The organism is Methylophilus sp. (assembly GCF_052173275.1).
Classification (GTDB): domain Bacteria; phylum Pseudomonadota; class Gammaproteobacteria; order Burkholderiales; family Methylophilaceae; genus Methylophilus.
In genome coordinates, this window is the sequence record NZ_JBQMUL010000002.1 from 1,074,116 (window position 1) to 1,100,712 (window position 26,597).

General features: G+C 51.9%; 26 protein-coding genes. 12 read left to right on the forward strand and 14 right to left on the reverse strand.

Going from position 1 to position 26,597, the window contains the following annotated elements; all coding sequences use genetic code 11:
- Positions 1–54 precede the first annotated feature (54 nt).
- Positions 55–315: a c-type cytochrome gene (locus ACTS9Y_RS06600; protein WP_442586913.1), complete on the reverse strand. Its 261-nt coding sequence runs from the start codon at positions 313–315 to the stop codon at positions 55–57.
- 78 nt (positions 316–393) lie between these two features.
- Positions 394–2,262 carry a methanol/ethanol family PQQ-dependent dehydrogenase gene (locus tag ACTS9Y_RS06605; RefSeq protein ID WP_442585172.1) on the reverse strand — a complete coding sequence of 623 codons (1,869 nt, stop codon included), beginning with the start codon at positions 2,260–2,262 and terminating at the stop codon, positions 394–396.
- A 269-nt stretch (positions 2,263–2,531) separates the two neighbouring features.
- Between ACTS9Y_RS06605 and ACTS9Y_RS06610 the strand changes: the two genes are divergently transcribed.
- The gene (locus ACTS9Y_RS06610; RefSeq protein ID WP_442585173.1) at positions 2,532–4,415 is read left to right on the forward strand and encodes a sigma-54-dependent Fis family transcriptional regulator; all 1,884 of its coding nucleotides are present in this window, start codon (positions 2,532–2,534) and stop codon (positions 4,413–4,415) included.
- 63 nt (positions 4,416–4,478) lie between these two features.
- On the opposite strand, the gene ACTS9Y_RS06615 is transcribed toward ACTS9Y_RS06610, so the two are convergent.
- The 10 genes from ACTS9Y_RS06615 to hemA all read right to left on the reverse strand — a co-directional run bounded on the left by ACTS9Y_RS06615 (position 4,479) and on the right by hemA (position 13,918).
- Positions 4,479–5,171: a PEP-CTERM sorting domain-containing protein gene (locus ACTS9Y_RS06615; RefSeq protein ID WP_442585174.1), complete on the reverse strand. Its 693-nt coding sequence runs from the start codon at positions 5,169–5,171 to the stop codon at positions 4,479–4,481.
- Between the two features lie 310 nt (positions 5,172–5,481).
- The gene (gene metW, locus ACTS9Y_RS06620; protein WP_442585175.1) at positions 5,482–6,090 is read right to left on the reverse strand and encodes a methionine biosynthesis protein MetW; all 609 of its coding nucleotides are present in this window, start codon (positions 6,088–6,090) and stop codon (positions 5,482–5,484) included.
- Positions 6,087–7,214 (reverse strand): homoserine O-succinyltransferase MetX, encoded by a 1,128-nt coding sequence (gene metX / locus ACTS9Y_RS06625; RefSeq protein WP_442585176.1) that lies wholly within the window; start codon positions 7,212–7,214, stop codon positions 6,087–6,089. Before metX ends, metW begins: the two co-directional genes overlap by 4 nt.
- Before the next feature lie 54 nt (positions 7,215–7,268).
- Positions 7,269–8,066, reverse strand: coding sequence for a TIGR01458 family HAD-type hydrolase (locus tag ACTS9Y_RS06630; RefSeq protein WP_442585177.1), 798 nt, complete (start codon positions 8,064–8,066; stop codon positions 7,269–7,271).
- 63 nt (positions 8,067–8,129) lie between these two features.
- On the reverse strand, positions 8,130–9,263 hold the full coding sequence (locus tag ACTS9Y_RS06635; RefSeq protein ID WP_442585178.1) for a sterol desaturase family protein: 1,134 nt from the start codon (positions 9,261–9,263) through the stop codon (positions 8,130–8,132).
- Between the two features lie 45 nt (positions 9,264–9,308).
- Entirely contained in the window at positions 9,309–10,151 is an 843-nt protein-coding gene (prmC, locus tag ACTS9Y_RS06640; RefSeq protein WP_442585179.1) for a peptide chain release factor N(5)-glutamine methyltransferase, read from the reverse strand.
- Positions 10,152–10,153: 2 nt separating this feature from the next.
- Positions 10,154–11,002: a DNA alkylation repair protein gene (locus ACTS9Y_RS06645; RefSeq protein ID WP_442585180.1), complete on the reverse strand. Its 849-nt coding sequence runs from the start codon at positions 11,000–11,002 to the stop codon at positions 10,154–10,156.
- Between the two features lie 8 nt (positions 11,003–11,010).
- Entirely contained in the window at positions 11,011–11,427 is a 417-nt protein-coding gene (locus ACTS9Y_RS06650) for a GFA family protein (protein ID WP_442585181.1), read from the reverse strand.
- A gap of 20 nt (positions 11,428–11,447) precedes the next feature.
- A complete protein-coding gene (gene prfA / locus ACTS9Y_RS06655; protein ID WP_379033722.1) occupies positions 11,448–12,530 on the reverse strand; it encodes a peptide chain release factor 1 in 1,083 nt (360 codons plus the stop codon).
- 128 nt (positions 12,531–12,658) lie between these two features.
- The gene (gene hemA / locus ACTS9Y_RS06660) at positions 12,659–13,918 is read right to left on the reverse strand and encodes a glutamyl-tRNA reductase (RefSeq protein ID WP_442585182.1); all 1,260 of its coding nucleotides are present in this window, start codon (positions 13,916–13,918) and stop codon (positions 12,659–12,661) included.
- A 391-nt stretch (positions 13,919–14,309) separates the two neighbouring features.
- On the opposite strand from hemA, the gene rpe reads away from it, so the two are divergent.
- From rpe to hemB, 8 genes are all read left to right on the forward strand, one after another.
- Positions 14,310–15,017 (forward strand): ribulose-phosphate 3-epimerase, encoded by a 708-nt coding sequence (gene rpe / locus ACTS9Y_RS06665; protein ID WP_442585183.1) that lies wholly within the window; start codon positions 14,310–14,312, stop codon positions 15,015–15,017.
- A gap of 123 nt (positions 15,018–15,140) precedes the next feature.
- Positions 15,141–15,854: a phosphoglycolate phosphatase gene (locus ACTS9Y_RS06670; protein WP_442585184.1), complete on the forward strand. Its 714-nt coding sequence runs from the start codon at positions 15,141–15,143 to the stop codon at positions 15,852–15,854.
- Positions 15,855–16,026: 172 nt separating this feature from the next.
- Positions 16,027–17,535: an anthranilate synthase component I gene (trpE, locus tag ACTS9Y_RS06675; protein ID WP_442585185.1), complete on the forward strand. Its 1,509-nt coding sequence runs from the start codon at positions 16,027–16,029 to the stop codon at positions 17,533–17,535.
- Between the two features lies 1 nt (position 17,536).
- Positions 17,537–18,103: an aminodeoxychorismate/anthranilate synthase component II gene (locus tag ACTS9Y_RS06680; protein ID WP_442585186.1), complete on the forward strand. Its 567-nt coding sequence runs from the start codon at positions 17,537–17,539 to the stop codon at positions 18,101–18,103.
- Complete coding sequence (gene trpD / locus ACTS9Y_RS06685) at positions 18,103–19,128, forward strand: anthranilate phosphoribosyltransferase (RefSeq protein WP_442585187.1); 1,026 nt, start codon at positions 18,103–18,105, stop codon at positions 19,126–19,128. The genes ACTS9Y_RS06680 and trpD overlap by 1 nt, the downstream gene beginning before the upstream one ends.
- Positions 19,125–19,607 (forward strand): DUF3465 domain-containing protein, encoded by a 483-nt coding sequence (locus ACTS9Y_RS06690; RefSeq protein WP_442585188.1) that lies wholly within the window; start codon positions 19,125–19,127, stop codon positions 19,605–19,607. The genes trpD and ACTS9Y_RS06690 overlap by 4 nt, the downstream gene beginning before the upstream one ends.
- Positions 19,600–20,388 carry an indole-3-glycerol phosphate synthase TrpC gene (gene trpC, locus ACTS9Y_RS06695; RefSeq protein WP_442585189.1) on the forward strand — a complete coding sequence of 263 codons (789 nt, stop codon included), beginning with the start codon at positions 19,600–19,602 and terminating at the stop codon, positions 20,386–20,388. The genes ACTS9Y_RS06690 and trpC overlap by 8 nt, the downstream gene beginning before the upstream one ends.
- An 89-nt stretch (positions 20,389–20,477) precedes the next feature.
- Complete coding sequence (gene hemB / locus ACTS9Y_RS06700; protein WP_442585190.1) at positions 20,478–21,482, forward strand: porphobilinogen synthase; 1,005 nt, start codon at positions 20,478–20,480, stop codon at positions 21,480–21,482.
- Positions 21,483–22,269: 787 nt separating this feature from the next.
- On the opposite strand, the gene ACTS9Y_RS06705 is transcribed toward hemB, so the two are convergent.
- Both ACTS9Y_RS06705 and ACTS9Y_RS06710 read right to left on the reverse strand, forming a co-directional pair.
- Positions 22,270–23,280, reverse strand: coding sequence for a CDP-6-deoxy-delta-3,4-glucoseen reductase (locus ACTS9Y_RS06705; protein ID WP_442585191.1), 1,011 nt, complete (start codon positions 23,278–23,280; stop codon positions 22,270–22,272).
- Positions 23,281–23,330: 50 nt separating this feature from the next.
- A complete protein-coding gene (locus ACTS9Y_RS06710) occupies positions 23,331–23,786 on the reverse strand; it encodes an FxsA family protein (protein WP_442585192.1) in 456 nt (151 codons plus the stop codon).
- Positions 23,787–23,816: 30 nt separating this feature from the next.
- Here ACTS9Y_RS06710 and cutA point away from each other — a divergent pair, with 30 nt between their 5' ends.
- The 3 genes from cutA to ACTS9Y_RS06725 are packed head-to-tail and all read left to right on the forward strand — an operon-like array spanning position 23,817 to position 26,531.
- The gene (cutA, locus tag ACTS9Y_RS06715; protein WP_442585193.1) at positions 23,817–24,146 is read left to right on the forward strand and encodes a divalent-cation tolerance protein CutA; all 330 of its coding nucleotides are present in this window, start codon (positions 23,817–23,819) and stop codon (positions 24,144–24,146) included.
- A gap of 47 nt (positions 24,147–24,193) precedes the next feature.
- Complete coding sequence (gene dsbD / locus ACTS9Y_RS06720; protein WP_442585194.1) at positions 24,194–26,005, forward strand: protein-disulfide reductase DsbD; 1,812 nt, start codon at positions 24,194–24,196, stop codon at positions 26,003–26,005.
- Entirely contained in the window at positions 25,998–26,531 is a 534-nt protein-coding gene (locus tag ACTS9Y_RS06725) for a TlpA family protein disulfide reductase (RefSeq protein ID WP_442585195.1), read from the forward strand. Before dsbD ends, ACTS9Y_RS06725 begins: the two co-directional genes overlap by 8 nt.
- Positions 26,532–26,597: the final 66 nt, after the last annotated feature.

The following is a 26,597-nucleotide window of genomic DNA, read 5'->3' on the forward strand; positions in this document are numbered from 1 at the left end:
GGTGTCACTAATGGTTTAACGAAGGGTTTAATTAGCGGGTATCACTTACGGGCACTACAAACTTAAGATCCACTGGACCAGGGTTTTAATGTCCTCGTCTTTCACTTGCGGGCTGTTTGGCGGCATAGGCATATCGCCCCACGCCCCGCTACCGCCAGTTTTGACTTTCTGTATCAGTTTTGCTTCCGCTGTTTTATCACCCTTATATTTCGCGGCGACATCTTTATAAGCCGGCCCGAGGATTTTTTTATCCACTCCGTGGCACATCAAACAATTACTTTTTTGCGCGAGTGCTTCTGCGGTCGGCGCGGCCATGGCTGTCGTCGCCGTGGCAAGCAAAGCGCCTGTGATTAAGATTTCTAATTTGGTCATAGAGGTTCCTTGAGTATCTATTTATAAACTGAACACGTTCATGCCACCGCCACCAGGTGCGGCGTTGTACTTGGTCAGTTCTTTGTAGCCGCCAGCAGCGCCGAGGCCATCAGTTTCGTTGGTCAGGCCTAGGTTCATCGCTACCCCTGCCCAGCCACCTATGCCTGACAATACCCCCACGTATTGTTTGCCTTTATGGCCGTAGGTCATGACGTTGCCTACCACGCCGGAACCGACCTGGAATTTCCAGAGCTCTTTGCCGGTTTTGGCGTCGAGTGCTTTTACCCAGCGATCCAGCGTGCCGTAGAACACCAGGTCAGAAGCTGTCACCAGCGCACCGCCCCAGGCAGAGAATTTCTCTTTGTTATACCACTGTGCTTTGCCTTTTAATGCATCCCACGCCATAAAGCCGCCCATCACACCGTCAGGTCCGGCAAACATGGTCAAGGTCGCCCCTACCCAGGGCTGGCCTGCCACGTATTTGGATTCAACCGGTTCATAGGTCATGCATACGTGGTTAAGCGGCACGTAGAACATTTTGTTTTTCGGTGAGTAAGCGGCCGGTTGCTCATCTTTCACACCCAGTGCAGAAGGGCAAATACCATGTGCGTTGTAATCCTGGTGCGTTGAATATTTGGCGTCTTTGACCGGGATGCCGGTTTTGAGGTCGATCTTGCTGGCCCAGTTGACGAAAGGATGCATTTTTTCTGCGACCAGCAGGCTGCCGTTGGTGCGGTCAAAGGTATAGCCAAAGCCGTTACGGTCAAAATGTGAGGCCAGTTGCTTGCCATTGGCTTCCCACAGAATGATTTCGTTCATGCCGTCATAATCCCACTCGTCATGCGGAGTCATCTGGTAAGCCCAGCGCGCCATGCCAGTATCGAGGTCACGAGCAAAAATCGTCATTGACCACTTGTTGTCGCCAGGACGTACATCCGGGTTCCAGGTACCAGGGTTGCCGGTGCCGTAATACATCAGGTTCAATTTCGGGTCATAGGAATACCAGCCCCAGGTCGGGCCGCCACCGTTTTGCCAGCCATCTTTTTGCTGTTGCGGTTTCAGCCAGGTGCGTACACCGAGGTCAGCTTCAGGGTATTTCAATTGTGATTTATCCAGCGGCTTGAAAGAACCGCCCTCTTTATTACCGCCGTTCACATCCTGATAAACCGACAAAGCGCTGTAATGCGGGTTCTCTTTGTTAAAGTCTTTGCCTATCAGCATTTCGCTGTCCGGGCCGGTGCTGTAGGCTTTCCACAACAGGCTGCCATCCTTGATGCTGTAGGCAGAAATATGGCAACGCACGCCGAATTCGCCGCCTGAACAGCCGGTCACTACTTTGTCTTTAAACACGTGTGGCACATTGGTATTGGCCGCGCCCGTTTTCGGGTCGTTAACTTTGACGTCCCATAATTTGGCACCGGTTTTCGCATCCAGCGCTACCAGCACGCCGTTATTCTGTTGCAGGAAAATCTTGCCGTCGCCGTAACCCAGGCCTTTGTTCACGTTGTCGCAACACAAGACAGATTGCACATCCGGATCCTGCTTGGGGAAATAAGACCATAATATCTTCTGGTTGTCGTCCAGGTTCAGGGCATACACGTTGTTAGGAAACGCCGTGTGGATAAACATGGTATTGCCGATCACCAGCGGCGCACCTTCATGCCCGCGGTTCACGCCAGTGGCAAAAGACCATGCGTATTTCAGGTTTTTGATATTGCTTTTATTAATCTGCGACAATTTGCTATAGCCCTGATTCGCATAATCTTTACGCGCCATGGCCCATTGGTTATCGTCCTTCATTAGAGCATCCAACTCTGCATTGGCCCATGCGCTGGTGCTTATGCCGGCTAGCATCATTGCAGTGATGGCGAGCTTGATTTGGTGTTGCATACATACCTCCAAAAATGGTGTGTTTGAAGCTGGAATAAGTGACTTGCACGCCAGTAAACAAAAGCTTCTTTTGCTACCCGCAGGGCAATGATTGCAACGCCTGTGCCAACAATGCGTTTTATTTGGGTGAATGAAAAAAATGAATTAAAATCAAACGGTTATTTATTGGTACCAGGCTAGGCATTGCACATTGCAACAGTGAAAACTGTTCAGTGTTGTGCCAGATCGGTACAGTTGTTCAATCCCGTGATACAGGTGTGCCAACGGTCATGTCCAAGTTTTCTACAGCCTCCTCGCAAACTTCATTGCCAGCCATGCGCGATGATCAATTGGCGATTGCCGAAGCGATCGAACGCTCCTGGCGGCGTTGTATGGTCAAAGGGGTGGATGAGCAAGCACCCGCGCATGACCAGATCATCACGGCACAGGAATTGACGCAGCGGCTGGAGAAAAACCGCTTGCTGCTCACCCATGCCGAACCCGAGATGCTGACCCTGAGCGGGCAGATCGCGCATACGCGTAGCCTGGTGATTCTGACTGATAACGATGGCGTGATCTTGCGCACCATGGGCGAAGGCGTGGAGCAAGGCGACATTCGGGCATCATTGTTACCCGGCGCCTCATGGAGTGAAGAACACAGAGGCACCAACGCCATAGGCACTGCGCTGGTGGAGCGCGCGCCTATCAGCGTGCAGGGGGCTGAACACTTTATGGCTTATCACCATTCACTCAGTTGTTCGGCAGTGCCTATCTTTGCCGCTAATAATCAGCTGGTGGCTACGCTGGATGTGTCTAATGACTTGAACCAACCACAGCAACACACGCTGGCCCTGGTCAAAATGGCTGCACAAATGGTGGAGAACCGCTTGTTCCATGCCACGGCACAAGGCGATATCGGCGTGCACTTTCATGCGCGTGCCGAGTTTATCGGCACCTTGTGGGAAGGCCTGGCGCTATTTGGCAGTGATGGCCAGTTGCTAGCCATCAACCGCAGTGGCCAGTTCCAGTTCGGGTTGCCGCTGGATGAGGATGTGCTGGCCAATCGTCGTGTGCTTTTTGAGGATGTGTTCGATGAATCCTGGAGCGCATTCAAGCACCGCAGCCAGGGCAGTGATGTGTTGTTCCCATTGCAATTGCGTAACGGCGCCCGCCTGTTTGCACGCGCATCGGTGAAAAATAATGCGCCTGTGCGGCCCAGTGTGCCGCAAACACGCGAATCCGCTGCCAGCCTGGAAATGCTGGATACCGGCGACCCGCAACTGAAACAGGCCATCACCCAGGTCAGACAAGTCTTAAATCGTGACATCCCCATGCTGGTGCTCGGCGACACCGGCGCTGGCAAAGAATTGTTCTCGCGCGCCATTCACGATGCCAGCAATCGCCGTCATCAGCCTTTTATCGCAGTCAATTGCGCCGCTTTGCCAGAGGGGCTCATTGAAGCGGAGTTATTCGGCTATGAAGAAGGTGCTTATACCGGTGCCAAGCGCAAAGGCAACCACGGCAAGATCCAGCAGGCGGATGGCGGTACTTTGTTCCTGGATGAAATCGGCGATATGCCACTGTCTTTGCAGGCGCGCCTGTTACGCGTGTTGCAAGAGCGCTGCGTGACGCCGTTAGGTGCCAGTAAATCTATTCCGGTTAACTTTATGCTGATCAGCGCCACCAACCAGAAATTGAAAGATAAAGTCGCAGCCGGTACGTTTCGCAGTGATTTGTATTACCGCATCAATGGCCTGGCAGTGCAGTTGCCATCCTTAAGCCAGCGCCAGGATTTGTCGCGCCTGATCAGCTTGATTTTGCAGGTAGAGCAATCACCGCACACTGAAATCAGCGCAGAAGTGATGGCTTTGTTTACCCGCCACCCCTGGCCTGGCAACGTACGGCAATTGCATAATGTCTTGCGCACGGCCATCGCGCTGGCAGATGGTGCCGTCATCAGCTTGTCACATCTCACGCAGGATTTCCTGGAGGAGCTTGAAGTGACCAGCAGTGAGCTGCTTGCTCGTCCGGCACTCACTTTAAAAGCGCAATCTGATGAAGTGATACGGTTGGCAATGCAGCAGCATACTGGCAATGTTTCGGCGGTGGCGCGCCAGTTGGGCATGAGCAGAAATACGCTTTATCGCCGTTTAAAGACCTTGGATCTGGCCTGACCACCCGCAAATAAAAAGCCCCGACGTCAGGTCGGGGCTTTTTTCATGGCGTTATTTTTAAAATTACTTGTTGCGACGGCGTACCACTGCACCCATCACACCCAGGCCCAGCAACATCATGGCATAGCTGTCAGCTTCAGGCACTGCAGATGCTGATGCGACCTGATCCACCTGGAACGCCAGGGCTTGTGAGAAGCCAGCGCTGAAATTCAAGGTGTAGGAAGTGATCGGTGAAGAAATGCCGCTCAAATCCCATGAGTAGTGGTAGTAATCTTCGACATTGCCGGCACTGACAAAGTTTACCAATGTAGCTGCGATGGCCTGGCTACCGCCGTTGTAGTCCAGCGTAATAGAATATGGCGCACCACCAAATGCCGCATTGAAGTCATTCACGATACCCTGGAATGCCAGAGAAGTAATATTGCTGGAAACGGTGTTGTCTGTGAAGGTCAGTTTTCCGTCGCCATACAAGCCAGCACCCGCTGGGTAATAAGAGCCGGACCCGGTCAGGAATTTCAATGTCGCGTCACCAGAGCCTGCAACGTTACCTGCAGTGCCTGCGACCAGTTGAGCGGCTGTCAATGGATTAGCGGCACCATTATCATCCACGCGGTTACGGTTCAGCTGATTCCAGCCGTCAAAGGAAACCGAGTTGGCAACATCAACAAAACTGCTGTAAGTGGTGTTCGCTTGTGCCAGACCAGCAATTGCAAACAGGGTTGCACCAATAGCGATGCTTAAATATTTAGCTTTCATTTGACTAACTTCCTTTTTGAGTAATTATTAATGACTGGCATCTTTAATAAGTGCCAGAAAATTGTTAACTGGCAGCGTTACTCACAAACGTCTTTAACCATGTATCCCTATGATTAAATGATAATAGGAATGATTATCATTATGATTAGATAAAAAAATATGTCAATGTCTGCGGACTGTTAGCAAATTAAAACTTAAGTAAACACAAAGGGAGTAACAAGTCTGGCAAAGGCGCTGTAATGATCATGCGGCCCTTGTCAGGTTTAAGTCAGAGGCATTTGAAAAATGCCTCTGCATGGGAGCTTATAGCTTAGATGCCAGCACTTTTCAGTCTGTACATGGCCAGGTTACCCATCAGGTTAGGTAATACATGCACATCTTCGCCACCGGTGATGACTTTGCGTTCAATCACCTGGATATGATGATCGCTGCAAAACTGGTCAAAATCGTGAATGGTACATAAGTGCACATTGGGGGTGTCATACCACTGGTAGGGCAGTGTTTTGGAAACCGGCATATTGCCAAATGTGATTTGCATCCGGTTACGCCAGTAGCCAAAGTTAGGGAAGGTCACGATCGCTTCGCGGCCCACGCGCAACATTTCCTCGACGATGGTTTCGGTATTGTGCATGGCTTGCAATGTTTGTGACAAAATCACGGTATCAAACGATTGGTCTTCAAAGCCGGATAAGCCGTCTTCCAGGTTCATCTGGATCACATCCACGCCATTCTTCAGCGCTGCAAGCCAGTTGGCATCGTCTTTTTCCACACCATAACCAGTGGTATCCAGTGTTTCATGCAAATGGGTCAGCAGGGTGCCATCGCCACAACCCAAGTCCAGCACCTTGGTTTTTGAGCGTACCCAGTTTGTTATTAATGCAAAGTCTGGTCGAATATTTGTAATATCTACATTTTTCATACTTTGACCTGCTCTAAATAGGCACGCATGATGTCGTGATAATGGGGGTCCGGCATTAAAAATGCATCATGGCCATGCGCCGAGGTGACTTCGGCATATTTGACCGGCAAGGCGTTATCCAGCAATGCCTGCACGATTTCACGCGAGCGACCGGGTGAAAAACGCCAATCGGTCGTAAATGAGATCACGATAAATTTCGCTTGTGCCTTGCTCAGCGCCTGGCTTAAATCGCCACCGTATGATTTGGCCGGGTCAAAATAATCCAGGGCACGCGTCATGCGCAAATAGGTATTGGCATCAAACTCACCAGCGAACTTATCGCCCTGGTAACGCAGGTAAGATTCCATTTCAAACTCAACGTCGAAGCTGTATTTGAGTTCACCGTGGCGTAACTTGCGGCCGAATTTCTCACCCATGACATCGTCAGAAAGATAAGTGATGTGGCCCAGCATGCGTGCAATACGCAAACCACGGCGCGGCACCGTGCCATGGTTGTAATAGTCGCCTTCGTAAAATTCCGGGTCGGTGATAATGGCCTGGCGCGCGACTTCATTAAACGCCATGTTTTGCGCGGTCAGGTTAGGGGCAGAAGCGATCACAAACGCATGCCGCACACGTTCGGGGAAGGCGATATTCCATTGCAGGGCTTGCATGCCGCCCAGGCTGCCGCCGATCACGGCAGCTAACTGCTCAATGCCGAGGTGGTCCAGCAGGCGCGCTTGCGATTCGACCCAGTCCTCCACCGTCACTACCGGAAAGGTTGCGCTGTAAGGCCTGTCAGTCAGCGGATCAACGCTGGAAGGCCCGCTACTGCCATGACAGCCACCGAGGTTGTTCAGGCCAATCACAAAAAACTTGTTGGTATCCAGCGGCCTGCCGGGGCCGATCAGGTTATCCCACCAGCCGGGGTATTTATCATCTTCACTATAACGCCCGGCCACATGGTGATTGCCCGATAACGCATGGCAGATCAGCACCGCATTGGATTTGGTCGCGTTGAGTTCGCCGTAGGTTTCATACGTAAGATGGTATTGTGGCAACATGGCGCCACTTTGCAAGGTGAGTGGCTTGTTGAAATGCGCCACCTGCGCTTTTACAATACCAACGGAATTCGATTCAGACATGCCGCGATTATACTATGTGGCATGTATAAACGGCGAGTGGAGGCGTTGCTGCTTTTATTGCGGCGTTATAGACAGGCAACCGAGCAAGGCAGGCAGGTCTGCCACCGAGTTGATCACCGCATCCGGGTCCACCGCTGAAAGACGCGTATACGTTTCACGGTATTTGCCGGTTTTCACCAAAATGCCATGTAAGCCGGCATCCTGCGCGCCACCAACATCGGCATCAATATCATCGCCAACCATCATCACTTCAGAGGGCTTCAGGCGCAAGGCATCCACCGCAATATTGAAAAAATGCCGTGAAGGTTTACCCATGAGCATGGCCTTGGTATTGCTGGCATATTCCAGGCCGGTGACGAACGCACCAATATCCATTTGCAAACCGGTTTCTGTCTGCCAGAACCGGTTTTTATGGATAGCGATCAGCTGTGCCCCATTCACCAGGCAATGAAACACTTCATTGAGTAATTCATATGACCATTGGTCACCGATATCACCAATCACCACATAATTGGCAGCCGTTTCTGATTGATCAAAACAGGCAAAATCCTGTTTGATGTCTTCAGCCAGGAGCAATTTGCAGACCGGGTTAGGCTGTTTGTTCAAGTACTGGATGGTCGCTTGTGGTGCACTCATGATTTCTTCAGGCACCGTATTGAAGCCCAGCCGGTTCAGCTTTTGTTGCAAAGAGGCTAGCGACAGTGTGCTGGTGTTGGTGACAAAGCGCACCGCAATCCCGGCTTTGCGCAGCTGTGCAACCGCTGCCAGCGCGCCAGGGATCAGCTGATTGCCTATATACAAGACACCATCCAGATCAAACAGGACAGCTTTTATTGCATTGAAATGAAACATATACGGCCTTTCTTGCTGCAAACAGATAGACCTGATGCAGCAAGAATCATGCGCAACACAGAATTACTTTTTAAATGGGTAGAGCAATTGTTTCCAATAACCGTTGGGGACTGGATGGCCGCCTATGCCATAACCGCTAGGCCACTGGTTTTTTGGCATGTAATACGTGCCGAATAATCTGTCGAATAGCGGAAAGTGGATGGCAAAATTCACGTCAATCGCTTCTTTTTCGATGCCATGGTGCCAGTGGTGAAAACGAGGCGTCACAATCAGCGGCTTCAGCCATTCGACATTAAAACGCACATTGGCGTGCACAAAAGTGGCATTCAGGTAGACCAGCAGAATATAGATATGCAAGGCCGCTTCAGCAAACCCAAGCGCATACATGGGGATCACAGTCATGCTGCGCAGGCCGATGATCTCCACAATGTGCATGCGCGAACCGGCCAGCCAATCCATTTTTTTGGCCGAATGATGCACGGCGTGAAAGCCCCACAAAAACGGCACCTGGTGAAACGCACGATGAAACCAGTATTGGACAAAATCAGTCAGGAACATGATTTCAATCACTTGCAGCCACAGCGGCTGGCTGGCGATGATATCTCTAAATGCTGCCCAGTCGCCGGTGTAGTGCAACACCGTCATCGAAGGCGCCAGGGTAAATAGCGTCAACGTCTGTACAAACACGCTGCTGATCAAAAAATAAAACAGGTCTTCGCGCCACTCATCCCGGAACAATGCCTGTTGGGTCAAACGGCCAAACAGTTTTTCCAGCGGAATAAACAAAAAGCCGGTCAGGAGTATGTTGAGCACAAACCAGTCCAGGCTTAGCGCGAGGCTGCTGGTGCGGGCTGCCTGCGCCGCCAGTGTTTGTGCAATGGTCAGGGTGACCAGCACCAGCAGGATAGCGCTAAAACCCAGAATACGGTTTCTGCGTAACACCAGGTTGGTGCAGGCCAGCAGAAAACTTAGCACTAGCAAACCCTGAATGATCAACGTGAATTGCGGCAAAGCATATAAAGGCGCCAGCATCTGGGTGGAGAACACGCCTTGCAGGCGTTCACCGAGCAGCAGGCACAGGCTGGCAATGCCAAGCACCAGTGCGGCAACGCCGCTTAACCAGCCCGAGCCAAAGCGTCTTAACTCTTCCGGCGCTTCCAGGTCATTGCGTATCGCCAGACGTAATTTATGGATCATAATTCCCCCTTTTTGTTGATTATTTTTAGTGTGTTGTAAGTGTGTTTATGGCCACTGCGCCAGCGTGACCCTGGGATTGTCACCTAAATCGCGCAACGTTTGAATATGCCGGAAACCGGCGAGTTGATAAAGATCTTGCACCGCTTCACCCTGGTTGTAGCCATGTTCCAGCAACAGCCAGCCGCCATCATTTAAATAGTCGGGCGCCTGCGCGATGATCTGCCGGATATCCGCCAGGCCATCCTCCCCTGCAGCCAGTGCAGACAGCGGCTCAAAGCGTAAATCGCCCTGGCTTAGATGCTGATCGGCCGCTTCTATATACGGCGGATTGCTGACGATCAGGTCGAATCGCTGATCAGCAAGCTGAGAAAACCAATGGCTATGCAGCAAGCTGATATTCTCAAGCTGCAGGTTTTGCCGGTTGGTTTCAGCCACCTTCAAGGCCGCCTCTGAAGCATCCACGGCAGTGACATGCGAGAGCGGTGCATGCCGGGCAAGCGCCAGGGCGATGGCGCCGGTGCCGGTACCTAAATCCAGTATCTGCCACGGTTGCGTGATTTTTTGCAGGGCGGCTTCAACCAGGGTTTCGGTATCCGGGCGCGGAATCAGCGTGTCGGCAGTGACTTTGAGTTTAAGGCCAAAAAATTCACGATAGCCAAGAATATAGGCGATGGGTTCGCCTAGCAGGCGGCGTTGTACTAAGTGGGTGTAGTCCTGTACGGGTTGGTCAGGCACCACATCGGTGGCATGTGCCAGCAGCCAGGCACGATTCACATCCAGTATCTGCATCAGCAGTATCTGCGCTTCAATCGAGGCTTCGCTGCTAGGCACCAGTTGTGCCAGCTGTTGCCGCGCCGCTTGCAACAATTGTTGCACTGTTTGTGACATGGCTACCTGCCCCCGGCGGCTTTACGCAAAGCGATTGCCGTGGCACTACCCTGCCTGGCCGGATGGCGCACCGCATGGCGGATCACCCATTTCAGCTCTTTATCGGCACTAGTTAACCAGCGGTCACACAGTTCAAAGGCAATCTCGGGATGGTCTTTGGCAATATCGCCGACATGGTTGGCCACACTGCGGCGCACATACAGGCTAGGGTCACTTTTCAATGCTTCAAGGATAGGTAAAGTCGGCGTTGGGTCTTTGATCAACTGCGGGATACGAGCGCCCCAGGGCAAACGCGAACGTGTGCCTTCCGAACACAAACGCCGCACATGCGGGTCCGGGTCATCCAGCCACTGCGTGAGCTGGTTCAGTGTACGCTCAAAATCATGCGTTAAAAATGGGCGGATAGAGAATTCGGCAGTAAAACGGCGAGTCAACTCATATTGCGCACGCATGGCAGCGGCAAATGGGTCTTCACCCGCATTGTGCAATGCATCACGACCATATTCCGCAATAAAACGGGTGTGCGGCAAATAGAAAAACACACCCAGCCCCAAGCGTTCAGTATGGAGGTTAGGCGGTGTCAGCGTATTGATTAAGACTTCAGTCGCCTCTGCGAACTTGGCCGGTAAGGTTGCCTTCAATGCCGCGGCAATATGGGCAGATCTGTCCATAAAACCCAGGGGGGCAATATTGGTCAACGCCAGCTGCTTGAATAATTGCGCATCGAACCCGGCATGCACCAGCGCAATATTATGCGCCAGGCAATCAATGGCCTCACTATCCAGGATAAATTTGATCGGCTGGTCTTTTTGAATGCTGCGCGGCGCAGTGGGCAGACGGAAAGAATGCATGGTGGACTCTATACAGGCCGTTCATCAAATTGCGGAGCATCATCATGAATGTCATACCATTCGGCTTTAGAGGCGACAAAGATATGCGCGGTTAGTTTTTCCGCTACAGGCGTATCCAGTGACCCTATCCTGAGTCTGATGGTCTCCGGGTCACTCTCGCGGTAACCAATGATAGGAGAGCCGCATTGGTCGCAGAAAGCGCGGTGCACGCCAGCCTCGCTGCGATAACTTTTTAAATGTTGCTGGCCTTTTGTAATGACAAAATGACTTTTTGCCACTGGCGCTACTGCGGCAAACGCGGAACCATTGGCCTTACGACAGCGGCGGCAATGGCAATAGAACACTTTGTCTATCGTGCAGGCAATCTCGTAGCGTACCGCTTCGCAAAGGCAACCGCCTAGATGTTTATCAGAAGTTTTTGTCATTGCGTAGTGAGATGGCAACCTTAATTATCTTCACCCAGACTCGCCAGCAAGTCAGCCTGATACTCATTTGACAGCGCGCCTATCAGCTCGTCCATATCGCCTTCGGTGATCGCTTCGATCTTGTACAGGGTCAGGTTGATGCGATGATCGGTGATGCGGCCCTGCGGGTAATTGTAGGTACGGATACGTTCAGAGCGGTCACCTGACCCAATCAGGTTGCGGCGCTCCGAGGCGATCTTGCTTTGTTGCTCATCCACCTGCTTGGCTTTGATGCGTGCCGCCAATACCTGCATGGCTTGCGCCTTGTTGGCGTGCTGGCTGCGGCCATCCTGGCATTCCACCACGATGCCGGTAGGTGCATGGGTGATACGCACCGCAGAATCGGTTTTGTTGATGTGCTGGCCACCGGCACCGCTGGCGCGGAAGGTATCGATACGGATATCGGCCGGGTTGATCTCTACATCGCCGACTTCTTCTACCTCAGGCAAAATCGCCACGGTACAGGCCGAGGTATGGATGCGGCCCTGGGTTTCAGTATCCGGCACGCGTTGTACGCGGTGACCGCCGGATTCGAATTTGAGTTTTGAATAAGCGCCATAGCCATTGATTTTGGCGATGATCTCTTTATAACCGCCGACTTCACCTTCGTTGGCAGATACGATCTCTACCTTCCAGCCCTGGCGGTCAGCGTAGCGCGAATACATGCGGAACAGGTCACCGGCAAACAGGCCGGATTCATCGCCACCGGTACCGGCGCGCACTTCCAGGAAAATGCTTTTATCGTCGTTGGGGTCTTTGGGCAGCAATAATTTTTGCAGCGCCAGCTCCACTTCTTCCAGGCGCTGCTTGCCGCTCTCTATCTCTTCCTGCGCAAACTCTTTCATCTCCGGGTCTGAGAGCATGGCGTGCGCTTCTTTGAGGTCGGATTCGGTTTGCACATAGATATGGTACTGCTCAACAATAGGAGTGATTTCCGTATGTTCCTGCATGATCTTACGGTAATTATCCATATTGTCAGTCACGCCTTCGCTACTCAGCAGGCGGTTGATCTCTTCAAGGCGCTCGCTTAAGTTAGCGAGCTTTTGCAACATACTTGGTTTCATTGGTTACCCTAAATGCTGGCGGAATATTTCCGCCAATTTATTTCTTTCAATTTATTTCTGCCACGCTTTTCCTGGCCTTCATTGCCGCATACGCAGGCAAGAATCATGAAAAGGTGTGTGTTAAAAACTTATTCTTTCAACTGGAACAGTTGTTTCACCAGATGTTCAAGGTGGGCATGCGCGTCGCCATTGCTGTTGTTGAGTGCATGGCTGGGGCCATGCAAAAATTTATTGGTCAGGGCGTTGCTGAGGAATTCCAGCACTTTGTCCGCCGATTCACCTTTTTGCAGCAGTTTGAGTGCTTTTTCCAGTTCGGCCTGCCGCACGGCGTCTATCTGGTCGCGCAGGGCTTTAATGGTCGGCACCGCTTCGCGCTGTTTGAGCCACTGCATAAAGTGCTCAACGCGTGCGTTGACGATCAGTTCGGCATTCACCGCTGCTTCCTGGCGGTTGCCTATGCCTTCGGAAACCACTTGCGCCAGGTCATCCACCGTGTACAAGAACACATCATCCAGTGCAGAGACTTCTGGCTCGATATCGCGTGGTACCGCCAGATCCACCATAAACATCGGCCGATGTTTGCGGATCTTGATCGCGCGCTCGACCATGCCCAGGCCGACCATAGGCAACTGGCTGGCCGTGCTGGTGATCACAATATCAAATTCGTGAAAACGCTCAGGCAGGTCATTCAGCAAAATGGCCTGCATATTCAACCCCTGGCCGCGGATCTTTTCAGCCAGTTGTTCGCCACGTTCTAATGTACGGTTGGCAACCGTGATTTTTCTCGGCTTTTGCGCCGCAAAGTGGTCGGCACACAGTTCTATCATTTCACCGGCGCCAATAAACAACACACTTTGCGCACTCAAATCACCGAAAATACGCTGTGCCAGTTTCACCGCTGCCGCTGCCATCGAGATCGAGCTGCCGCCGATGTCGGTGTTGGTACGTACTTCTTTGGCCACCTCAAACGTACGCTGGAACAATTTGTGCAACATGGTGCCCAATGTACCCACGTCCTGCGCGATTTTGACTGATTGCTTGAACTGGCCCAATATCTGCGCTTCACCCAGCACCATGCTGTCCAGCCCGCTGGCGACACGGAAAGCATGCTTGACCGCTTCATGGCTGCTTAAGGTGTAGGTATAAGGCAGCAGTTTGTTGGTTTCCAGCTTGTGGTAATTTGCCAGCCAGTCGATCACGACTTCCGGCCGGATAGATTGCACGTAGATTTCGGTGCGGTTGCAGGTAGACAGAATCGCCACTTCGGCCACATTGTGGCGCGTCAGGTCTTCCAGCGCATGCGGCAGATTTTCGTTGTTAAACGCAACGTTTTCGCGGATAGCGATAGGGGCGGTGGTGTGGTTTACACCAATGGTAAACAGTTGCATGACGCTATTTTACCTTTGAGATCAGGCAAAAGGATAAATTAACTAGCGCGTGCAAGTCGTTCATGGTTGATTCGGATAGTGCCTGTAGCAAAGGTGCCGACATTTTCTTACATTAGTGCTTTGCAATCAAGAATCCTGTCAATTTGGCACAGAATGGCAATTTGACCCGGAATGGCGTTAAAATATTGGTTTTACAATAAAAATTATTCAGAAAACCCGGAATAAGCGAGCGAGCGGGATAAAGTGCAAGGCGCACGGAACGCAGGAAGCAAGGCAGTACATATGTACGGCTTGCTTATGAGTACCGTGCAACGCAGCAATTTGCACGCGTAGCCGCTGATGATGTGTTTTCTTAGATTTATTCATTGAACTTCAGATACGGAACACCAGCATGGACAAAACTTTTCGCATTGCCCCCAGTATTCTTTCTGCCAATTTTGCCAAATTAGGCCAGGAAATTGAAAACGTCATCAAATCCGGTACCGACATCGTCCACTTTGACGTGATGGACAATCATTATGTGCCTAACCTGACTATTGGACCATTAGTCTGCGACGCCATTCGCGATTTATCCCACAACGTGGGCGCGCTGATCGACGTGCACCTGATGGTAAAACCGGTTGACCGCATCATTCCCGACTTTGCCAAAGCCGGTGCCGATATCATCACTTTCCACCCGGAAGCGTCTGACCACATTGACCGCAGCCTGGCCCTGGTGCGTGACAGCGGCTGTAAATCTGGCCTGGTATTCAACCCGGCAACGCCGTTGCATTACCTGGACCACGTGATGGACAAAGTCGACATGATCTTGCTGATGTCGGTCAACCCGGGTTTTGGCGGCCAGAAGTTTATTCCTGAAACACTGAACAAATTAAAAGAAGCGCGTGCACGTATTGATGCCTACTATGAAAAAACCGGCCGTCAGATCTGGCTGGAAGTAGACGGCGGCGTCAACGCGAACAATATCGCTGAGATCGCTAAAGCCGGTGCCGATACATTCGTGGCAGGCAGCGCGATTTTTGGTTCGCCTAACGAATCAGATGCTAACCGTTACGATACTGTTGTAGCAGCTATGCGCGCTGCATTGGCGACTGTGTAACAACATTCGTTTTTCACTATGCACGCAAGCGGCATAAAAATTCAGGGCTTACCTATGTTGTATAGGCTAAGCCCTGTTTTTTATGCAGGCCTACTTAAGATCATGTTGTTTAAAGGGTAATAGATGCGGTTTCAAGTCAAGCTGGTGATGTTCGACCTGGATGGCACCTTGCTGGATACCGCCCCGCAAATTGCTGAAGCCGCCAACCGTATGCTGGTGGGATTGGGCAAACCCATGTTACCGCAGGCGCAGATCAGCAGCTATATTGGTGAAGGCGTGCAAACACTGATCAAGCGCTGCCTGACGGGTGATATGCATGCAGAACCCGAAGCTGCCTTATTCGATCAGGCGCAGCCTTTGTATCATGACTTTTATGTCGCGCATGCCAATGACAGCCAGCCGTTCAACGGCGTAGTGCCGGCATTGCAGCAGTTGAAAGCACATGGCTATCTGCTTGCCTGTGTGACTAACAAACCAGAAGCCTTCACGCTGCCGCTGCTGGAAAAAGCAGGACTATCCGATTTTTTTGCCATAGTCGTCTCCGGCGACAGTTTGCCCAAAAAGAAACCAGACCCGATGCAACTGTTGCATATTTGCCAAAAACTAGCTGTGTTGCCAGCCGAAGCCATGCTGGTAGGTGACTCGGAAACCGATATCCAGGCCGCACATGCTGCAGGGTGCTTTGTCGTGACCGTGCCTTATGGGTATAATCAGGGGCGCGCCATTGATGTGGCAACCGTGGATGCCACGGTGCAGCAGTTAACCGAACTGGTAAACCTGCTTGAGTTACCTGCTCTCTTAAAGCGGGGTTTAGAAAAAACGATTCCAATATCATGATGTTTTGTACTGATCATTCTTCCAGTTGGCCGGTGTTAAGCTGGCGTCGTTCGTGGCGAGGCTAACTCAGCCTGCAAGCGCGCTACTCTGAAAAGTCGCACACGCTATTAGCACTGATCTGTCGTGGTGTTTACCGCGACACACTCAACGAATCAAACTGGAAAAAAGCATCATGTTAAGCACATTAAGCAAGACTGAATTTGACGCGCTGGCGGCACAAGGTTACAACCGTATCCCGCTGGTGCTTGAAACCTTTGCCGATCTCGACACGCCGCTGTCGCTGTATCTCAAACTGGCTAACCAACCCTACTCCTATCTGCTGGAAAGCGTGCAAGGCGGCGAACGCTTTGGCCGTTATTCGATTATCGGCTTGCCAGCCACTATCCGTATTGAAGTCCGCGACCAGCAATTACAGGTGATCCAGGGCGACACCGTCATTGAATCGCACACCGACCAGAACCCGTTAGATTTTATCAAAGCCTACCAGGCGCGCTTTAAAACGCCGCCTTATGAAGGCTTGCCGCGTTTTACCGGTGGCCTGGCCGGTTATTTTGGCTACGAGACCATTCAATATATCGAAAAGCGTCTGGGCAAGCAGAAAAAGCCGGATGCGATCGGTACGCCGGATATCCTGCTGATGGTGTCTGAAGAAATCGCCGTCATCGATAACCTGACCGGTAAATTATATTTTATCGTCTATGCCGACCCGGCACAGGCGAATGCCTATGCAGCCGCGCGTGATCGCATGCAGGCATTGCTGGCAAAACTGCGTACGCAAGTGGAGATCCCCACTGCCTTACCAACCACCAAGACAGCAGCAGTGTCAGAATTTGGCGAAGAAAACTTCAAGGCAGCCGTGAAAAAAGGCCAGCAATATATCCTGGAAGGCGACATCATGCAGGTGGTGCTCAGCCAGCGGATGTCACAGGAGTTTGACGCCTCGCCATTAAGCCTTTATCGCGCGTTGCGTAGCCTGAACCCGTCCCCGTATATGTTTTATTACGATATGGGTGACCATCATGTGGTGGGCGCCTCGCCGGAAATCCTGGTGCGGCTGGATAATACCACCGTCACTTCACGTCCGATTGCCGGTACCCGCCCGCGCGGCAAAAACCGTGACCACGACCTGGCGCTGGAAGTCGAGTTGCTGGCTGACCCTAAAGAGCGTGCCGAACATGTGCAGCTCATGGATTTGGGCCGTAACGATGTTGGCCGTGTCGCGCTCACCGGCACGGTGAAAGTCACCGATAATATGACGATTGAGCGTTATTCACACGTCATGCATATCGTCAGCAATGTCGAAGGCCAATTAAAGCCGGGGCTGGATGCGATTGACGTGCTGAAAGCGACGTTTACCGCAGGCACCGTTTCTGGCGCACCGAAAGTCCGCGCCATGGAAATCATTGAAGAACTTGAGCCTTCCAAACGTGGTATTTACGCTGGTGCCGTGGGTTATTTGGGCTTTAACGGCGATATGGATGTGGCGATCGCCATTCGTACGGCTGTGATTAAAAACAAAAAACTATATGTACAGGCAGGCGCAGGCATTGTGGCGGATTCGATTCCACAAAATGAATGGGATGAAACCCAGAACAAAGCCAAAGCCGTCATCCGTGCCGCCGAGCTGGTGCAAGACGGCCTGGATAGCGCTGTCCAGTTGAATGCAGGAAAAGGAGCCTGAGATGTTGTTAATGATTGATAACTACGACTCTTTTACCTATAACCTCGTGCAATATTTAGGCGAGTTGGGGCAAGACGTCCATGTACATCGAAACGATGAGATCACGCTGGAACAGATCAAAGCGATGCAGCCGGAAAAAATCGTGATTTCACCCGGCCCCTGTACGCCGAATGAAGCCGGTATTTCAGTGCCATTGATCCATGAGTTCGCCGGCAAGATCCCGTTGCTTGGCGTGTGCCTGGGTCACCAGAGCATAGGCCAGGCGTTTGGCGGCAACATCATCAAAGCCAAAACCCTGATGCACGGTAAAACTTCATTGATCCACCATACCAATACCGGCGTGTTTAAAGATTTGCCTAATCCGTATACGGCAACGCGTTACCACTCGCTGGTGATTGAGCGGGAAACCATCCCTGACTGCCTGGAGATCACTGCCTGGACGGACGATGGCGAGATCATGGGCGTCAAGCATAAAACCCTGGCCGTCGAAGGCGTGCAGTTTCACCCGGAGTCTATCCTGACGGAATACGGGCACGAGTTGCTGGATAATTTCCTGAAGGGTTATTGATGAGCATCACGCCTAAAACTGCCTTGCAGCGGCTGATCGATCATACTGATTTCACGCATGAAGAAATGCTGGAAATCATGCGCCAGATCATGAGCGGCGAATTCACCCAGATCCAGGTCGCCGGTTTTCTGTCTGCTTTGCGCGTCAAAGGTGAAACCGTGACCGAGGTCGCTGCCGCTGCACAAATGATGCGTGACCTTTCCAGCAAAGTCACCATTAACGATGCGCGCCATTTGATCGATACCTGTGGCACCGGCGGTGCGCCTAATAAAGCATTTAATGTGTCTACCGCTTCGGCATTTGTCGCTGCGGGCGCTGGCGCAAAGATCGCCAAGCACGGCGGCCGTGCGGCTTCTTCTAAAAGTGGTTCTGCCGATGTGCTCGAAGCGCTGGGCGTCAATATCAGCCTCACGCCCGAACAAGTCGCCCACTGTGTGAACCAGGCCGGCATAGGCTTTATGTTTGCGCCCAACCATCACGCAGCCATGAAATATGCAGCGCCGGTACGCCGTGAACTTGGCGTGCGTACCCTGTTTAACCTGCTGGGGCCTATGACCAACCCCGCAGGTGCCAAACGGCAGGTGATGGGCGTTTTTCATCGCGATTTAGTGCCTTTGCTGGCGCAGACCCTGCAAACCCTGGGTAGCGAGCATGTGATGGTGGTGCATAGTGCCGACGAAATGGATGAAATATCTTTTTCTGCCGACACTTATGTGGCTGAACTGAAAGATGGCAAAATCACGGAATACACCTTGAATCCCACCCAGTTTGGCATGCCATTACATGATATCAACAGCATACGCGTTGAAAGTGCCGAGCATTCCAGCAGTATTATTCTTGGCTTGCTGTCAGGTGAAAAAGGCCCGGCACGCGATATCGTATTGTTGAATGCAGGCGCCGCCATTTATGTCTCTGGTCTGGCCAGTGACCTGGCATCAGGCATTGCACAAGCCGCACAATCGATCGATTCAGGCATTGCATTGAGTAAATTGCAGCAATTGAAGACGTTGAGCCAAGCCGCATGAAACGTTTGCTGATTACGCTCAGCGTTTTGTTAACGGCTTGCGAGCAAGCACCACAAAGCGTAAGTAATCACTCACAATCAGTGGTTGAAGTGAAATCGCAGGTGCAGACGCTTAACCTGCAATCACTTTCTAGCGGGTTAAGTACAGAAGATAACGCAGCGGTTAAGCAGGCATTTGCAAAAAAGCAAAGCCATGTCTGGCTGCAGGGCAATGGTAGTGTCAAAAAACTGCTGGCAGACGATACCAAGGGCGCCAGGCACCAGCGCTTTCTGGTCAGTGTCTCGCCTGAGCAAACATTGTTATTTGCCCATAATATTGATCTGGCACCGCGTGTGGCGGATTTGAGTGTGGGCGACCAGGTGCAGTTTAAAGGTGAATATATTTACAACCCCAAAGGTGGCATCATGCACTGGACGCATCATGACCCTCAGGGTCGTCAAGGTGGTTGGATCAAGGTTAACGGAAAAATCTATGAGTGATATTTTAAACAAAATCCTGGCCACCAAAGCCGAAGAAATCGCTGCCGCACAAGCAAAGCTGCCGTTGGCCGAGGTGCAAGCGCTTGCTGCACAACAAGCGCCCGCGCGTGATTTTGTCGCTGCTATCCGCAACAAAATTGCTGCAGGCAAAGCGGCAGTGATTGCGGAGATTAAAAAAGCCAGCCCTTCCAAAGGTGTGATCCGCGAAGACTTCAAACCGGCCGAGATTGCCGCCAGCTATGAGCAAGGTGGCGCCGCCTGTTTATCGGTATTGACGGATGAGCAGTATTTCCAAGGCTCTGCCGAGTTCCTGAAACAGGCCCGTGCGGCTTGCCAGTTACCCGTATTGCGCAAAGATTTTATGATAGATGATTACCAGGTCTATGAAGCGCGCGCCATGGGCGCCGATTGCATCCTGCTGATCGCCGCTGCGCTCACACTGGCACAAATGCAGCAGCTGGAATCGCTGGCGCATCAGCTAGGCATGGCTGTGCTGGTTGAAGTGCACAATGCTGAAGAACTGGCACAGGCCATTCAGTTAAGCACCCCGTTACTCGGCATTAACAACCGTAACCTGCGCACATTTGAAGTCACGCTTGATACTACCCTGGGGTTACTGGATAGCATAGGCAACGACAAAATCGTGGTGACCGAAAGCGGTATTTTCACTGCGGATGACGTCAAACTGATGCGCGACCATGCCGTACATACTTTCCTGGTCGGCGAAGCATTTATGCGCCAGGAAAACCCGGGCGCCGAACTCGCCAAGGTGTTTGCCTAAACCGTTTCATCGAGTTGTGATCAGGGTTATTCTGTCAACCTGTTCTATCTTTCATCCTCCGCCTGACACTGCCTGGCGGTCAGGCACATATGGAGATTATTTTGAGCCAATTTCTAGCTATCCGCCCTCGCCGCATGCGTAAAGATGAGTTTTCGCGCCGCTTGATGCGTGAACATGTCCTCACCGTGAATGACCTGATCTACCCGGTCTTCGTCCTCGAAGGCGAAGGCAAAATCGAAGAAGTGAAATCCATGCCCGGCGTGCAGCGCCAAAGTATAGATGTGCTACTGAAAACCGCCAAAGAATGCGTAAAACTGGGGATCCCGGCCCTGGCGCTATTCCCGGTGGTGCCACAACAATTCAAAAGCCTGGATGCCAAAGAAGCCTACAACCCCGAAGGCCTGGTGCCGCGCACCGTCCGTGCACTCAAAAAAGCATTCCCTGAACTGGGCGTGATCACCGACGTTGCCCTCGACCCCTACACCACCCATGGCCAGGATGGCCTGATAGAAGACACTGGCTATGTGCTCAACGACGAAACAGTTGAAGTGCTGGTCAAACAGGCGCTATGCCATGCTGAAGCAGGTGCCGACGTCGTCGCACCATCCGACATGATGGATGGCCGGATCGGCGCTATCCGAGATGCGCTGGAAGATCAGCGCTACATCTACACCCGCATCATGGCCTATTCCGCTAAATACGCGTCTGCCTTCTATGGCCCATTCCGTGACGCTGTCGGCTCAGCAGGCAACCTCGGCAAGAGCAATAAATACAATTACCAGATGGACCCCGCCAATTCTGACGAAGCCTTGAAAGAAGTTGCGCTGGATATTGAAGAAGGCGCGGATATGGTGATGGTAAAACCGGGTATGCCATATCTGGATATTGTGCGGCGGGTGAAGGATGAGTTTGGCGTGCCGACGTATGCTTATCATGTGAGTGGCGAGTATGCGATGTTGAAAGCCGCAGCGCAGAATGGCTGGCTGGATGAGAAAGCTTGTGTATTGGAAGCGATGCTTGGGTTTAAACGGGCAGGGGCGGATGGGGTGTTGACATACTATGCGATGGATATCGCGAAGTGGTTAAAAGAGTAATTGTTTAAGATTTTTTTGGCATTGCAAGGTTGGTGAGTATTATCGGAGATTTTTAAGGTCTGATGATGCGCGCCTTTTCGCCCCTAGGCGAGTGACTTTTCTTTGCTTGCCCAAAGAACAAGTCACCAAAAGAAAGGGCACCCTAGCTTCCGCTTATCTCCCTGCGTTGCTCGTCAAAATAAGCGGTCGCGAAACTCGCCCTAGCGGCTTGCACACTACGCAAGCCACTGCGGAACTCAGACAGTCGCTCCCTTCCTCCTTATTTTGACTGCGCTACTCGGCGCGTCAGATAGGGGCCCGATTTAAACCACCACGATGGAATGTTAGTTAAACGTATGGCATTCAGGGCGCTAAGGGGACCTCTTTAATTTCTAAAACAAGAAAGCCCCACAAACCAATTCAATTGTTTTGTGGGACTTTCTTGTTGTTTTGTTGCTCTGCTTTATTTCAGCGGCTGAGCGGGAAGCAATGTAAGAGTGCTCACTAAAGTAACCGCGTGGTGGGTTTAAATGGGCCCCTATCTGACGCGCCGAGTAGCGCAGTCAGCGTGGGAGTATTCGGCCAGCGGCTGTTCGAGTTCCGCAATAAGCCACGGTGTGTGTGGCTTGTCAGGGCGAGTTTCGTTGGACGCCCACGTTGATGAGCAACGCAGGAAATAAGCGGAAGCTAGGGTGCATTTCTTTTGGTTACGTTTTCTTTGTGCAAGCAAAGAAAAGTAACTCGCCTAGAGGCGAAAAGGAATACTACTTAGTGACCCAAGCTTTAATTCTGAGCGATAAAAGCCAGCTTATTTCGGTGCAAACGTAAACGCATCACTATAAAACTCTTCCTCCGGTAATCCTTGCGCCACAAACATTTCCTTCGCAATATCTACCATCCCCGGTGCGCCACATACATACACCTCAAACTTACTTAGATCCGCATGGTCTTCAAGCACCGCCTGATGGACCAAGCCACGTCGCCCATGCCAGCCTTCACTCGCATCAACCTCTGAAATCACCGGGATATAAGTAATATTAGGCATAAATTCCGCCCAGCGCTGGCACAGCTCATCCATATACAAATCCGTCACATGACGGGCACCACGATACAACAACACTGGCCGCTGGATATTCTGGTAAATCATATGTTCTATCATGCCCTTGATCGGCGCAAAACCGGTGCCGCCCGCCACCATGATGATAGGTTTGTCATTTTGCTCACGCAAGAAAAAACTCCCCAGCGGGACTTCTGTGCGCAGAATGGTTTTCAGGGGCATCTCGTTGAACACCTGTTCCGTAAAGTGCCCGCCTGTGATCTTGCGGATATGCAATTCGATAAAGCCAGTTTCATGCGGCGCATTGGCAATCGAAAAAGCACGGCGGCGGCCGTCTTTGAGTAAAAATTCAAGATATTGCCCGGCCATGAACGTCAGCGGTTCAGTGCCTGGTAATTGCAGGTGCAACACCATGACATCGTCGCTTAGCTGTTCTTTTTTCTGCACACGTACTGGGAGTATCCGTGGTTTGATGCCTTGCACCATATCGATCTGGCGGCATTCAATGACCAGGTCTTCCAGCGGTCTGGCACAACAAAACAGCGCTTGCCCGCTCGCCAGTTCTGTGTCGCTCATGGCACTGCCCTGATAATCGTCGTGGAAGACTTTGCCGGTGAGTACTTTGCCTTTGCAGGCACCACAGGCGCCGTTGCGGCAGCCATAAGGCATGTTGATGCCGGCCTCGATCGCCGCTTCCAGTACGGTCTGGCTGGGGCGCACATCAAAGGTGTGGCCGCTGTTTTCTATCAATACACGGTTCATGGCTTATTATCGTCAGCGTGTTCTTTTTAAAGTAAAGGGTGCTAGATGACCTAGTCTTTACCCGGCAGGCGCACTACGTTGTCTTTAGGTTTGGTTTCATTGACTTCAGTATATTCGCCTTCAATGGCTTCGTCATTCGCACTGGCCCGGTAATCATAGTTGGCTTGATTGGAGGCTTTGCCTGTGGTCGGTGAATTGCCCGGCATCAACAGTAATACCACTGCAATCACATCACTGATCACGCCGGGAATCAGTAGTAATACACCGGCAAACATATTGCGAGCGGTTGAAAACATGGCCGAGATCGGGTTGCCGCCTGCGCCTAATTGCTGGAACATGCGTGCGGCGATCAGGTCTTTTTCGCTGCGGATGAGTTTCAGGCCAAGGTAACCAATGATCAACAGGTAAGCGAGTACCCACCAACCGTAACGCTGGCTGAGTTCAATCAAGATCGCTATCTCCAGAAACGGAAAAGCCAGTAAAATAGCAAAGATGATAAAACGCATGTCAGTAATCCTGTTGAAGAGTCAGCGCCCATGACGCCAGAAGAGGAAATTATAATCGTGTTTACCCATGTGCCGGACATGGCGTGCGCAGAAAGCATGGCACACACGCTGGTTAATGAACAGTTGGCGGCATGTGTGAATATTTCAAGCCCCGTCAAATCGGTTTATCGCTGGCAGGGGAAAATCGAGACGGCGGAAGAGATCGCCCTAGCCATCAAAACTCCACGTCGTGGCTATGCCAAAGTGGCTGAAAGAGTACGCGCCTTGCATCCTTATGAACTTCCCGAGATTGTAGCTATCCATGTGAACGAGGGTTTGCCGGAATACCTGCGTTGGGTAGCGGCTGAAACGCTGGCATAAGACTGGTGAAATACATAAAGGCTGGTGAGATAAAGATGCAGAAAAATATGATGACCATCTGGATCAGAGCGTGGGTGACCTTGGCGATGCTGCTGGCAACGGTGGCGCCGGTGCAGGCAGACTCGGGATTTTCCCAACTGTTCACCAATGATGATGCGCAAGAGTTCTTGCCTGTCGATAAGGCCTTTAAAGTAGAAGCTGCGTTGGTGGATCAGACGCATGCGCAGATTAAATTCGTGATTGCGCCTGGGCATTATTTATATAGAGAGCGCATACAGCTGGTATTGCCCGCCGGTGAAACTGCGCAAATCACATTGCCGCCTGGCGAAGCCAAGAACGACCCCAATTTCGGCCCGCAGCAAGTGTTTCATCATGATACGGCGGCTGACGTTGCTTTTGCCGATGCTGCACCAGCCACGTTGCAAATACGCTATCAGGGCTGCAGTGAAAAAGGGCTGTGCTACCCGCCGCAAACCAGATCACTGCCATTAGCCCCGCTGGCGGCCTCAGCTACGTCATCTGCGCCTGTCAGTGCCAGCACGCCGCCTGTGATAGAGGTTGAGGACGGCGTCTCTGAAAAACTGCTGTCTTCCGGCCGCTGGTGGCAAATTGTGGCCGGTTTCTTCGGTGCCGGTCTGTTGCTGGCTTTCACGCCGTGCGTGTTCCCCATGATCCCGATCCTGTCAGGCATCATAGTCGGTAAAAACGCGCAATCTTCACGCGCCAAAGCGTTTACTTTATCGCTCGCTTACACCCTGGGCATGTGCCTGACTTATACCCTGGCGGGCGTGGCGGCCGGCTTATCTGGCCAGCTATTAAGCAATGCCCTGCAAACACCGCTGGCGTTGACCGCTGGTGCATTGATTTTTGTGGCCTTGTCTTTTTCCATGTTTGGCTTTTATGAGCTAAAACTGCCAAGCGCAATAGAAAATGCTTTTTTTAACTGGAGCCACCGCTTTAAAGGCGGGCATCTGCTCAGTGATTTTCTGATGGGCGCCATCTCTGCGCTGATCATCAGCCCTTGCGTAGCTGCGCCATTAGCGGGAGCTTTGCTTTATATCAGCCAGACGCATGACGTGGTGCTGGGTGCTGTCGCGCTGTTTTCACTCTCTTTGGGTATGGGCGTGCCGTTATTATTAATTGGAGCCTCTGCGGGGTCTGTTCTGCCCAAAGCAGGCGAATGGATGAATAGCATACGCCGCCTGTTCGGGGTGTTGATGCTGGCCGTCGCCATCTGGGTGATCAGCCCGATATTGCCGGTGACAGTGCAATTGCTATTGTGGGCACTATTGTGCATCGTTCCGGCGATTTATTTGCGTGCGTTAGACCCGCTGCCAACGACTGCCAGCACTGCACAAAGGCTAAGTAAAGGTGCAGCTGTCTTTTTGCTGCTATATGGCGTGGCGCTAGTGATAGGCGCCTGGTCAGGCGCAAGTTCACCGCTGAGGCCGCTGCAAAATCTTGCCTCTGGCGAGCACACCAGCAAACAGGCGGTGCGTTTTCAACGTGTGCATAGCGTGCAAGAGCTGGAGCAGGCGGTGCAAGCGGCACAGGGCAAGCGCGTCATGCTGGATTTCTACGCGGACTGGTGTGTCTCTTGTAAAGAATACGAGCAATTCGTCTTCACCGACCCCAAGGTGCAGGCCGAATTGAATCAAATAGTATTGTTGCAGGCAGATGTGACGGCTAACAATGCGCAAGATGCTGCGCTACTTAAAAAATTCGATTTGTTTGGCCCGCCTGGCATCGTATTTTTCGATGCGCAGGGCCAGCCATTACAGCCTGTTATCAAAGGCTACCAGGGTGCTGATCGTTTCCTGAATATTCTGCGTGCACTGGGAGGCCAGGCCCATGCGTAACGTGGCACGTATCGTCATGACGATATTACTCATCGTCGTGCTCGGCAGTGGTTTCCGCTGGCTCTACCTGAACCGGCACCAGTTTCTGGCCACGGACACGGCGTTGCCCGATCAATCGGCAGTGGCTACGCTCTGGAACACGACTCTAAGTGATCAAAAAGGCAAGGCTTACCCGCTGGCGCAATTTAAAGGCAAGCCGATGATTTTGAATTTCTGGGCGACCTGGTGCGAACCTTGCCGTGATGAAATGCCAGAAATTTCCGAGCTTGCTACCGCGCATCCCGAAATTGCTGTCCTGGGCGTGGCGATTGACGAAGCGGCAGCCGTGCATGAGTTTATTGAAAGCACGCCGGTTTCCTATCCATTGCTGATCGCAGAGAACGAAGGCATGCCACTGGCAGAGGTTTTGGGCAATAATAAAGGCGTGTTGCCATATACCGTGATCGTGTCTGCACAAGGTGAGATCACGCATATTTTCTTTGGTCGCGTTAACCGCGACATGCTGCAAAAAGCGCTCAAGTTGTAGGATATTTCAACCGTTTTCACACCCGTGACAGTGCCTGGATGACTGCATGTTAGGTGCAGAAATACA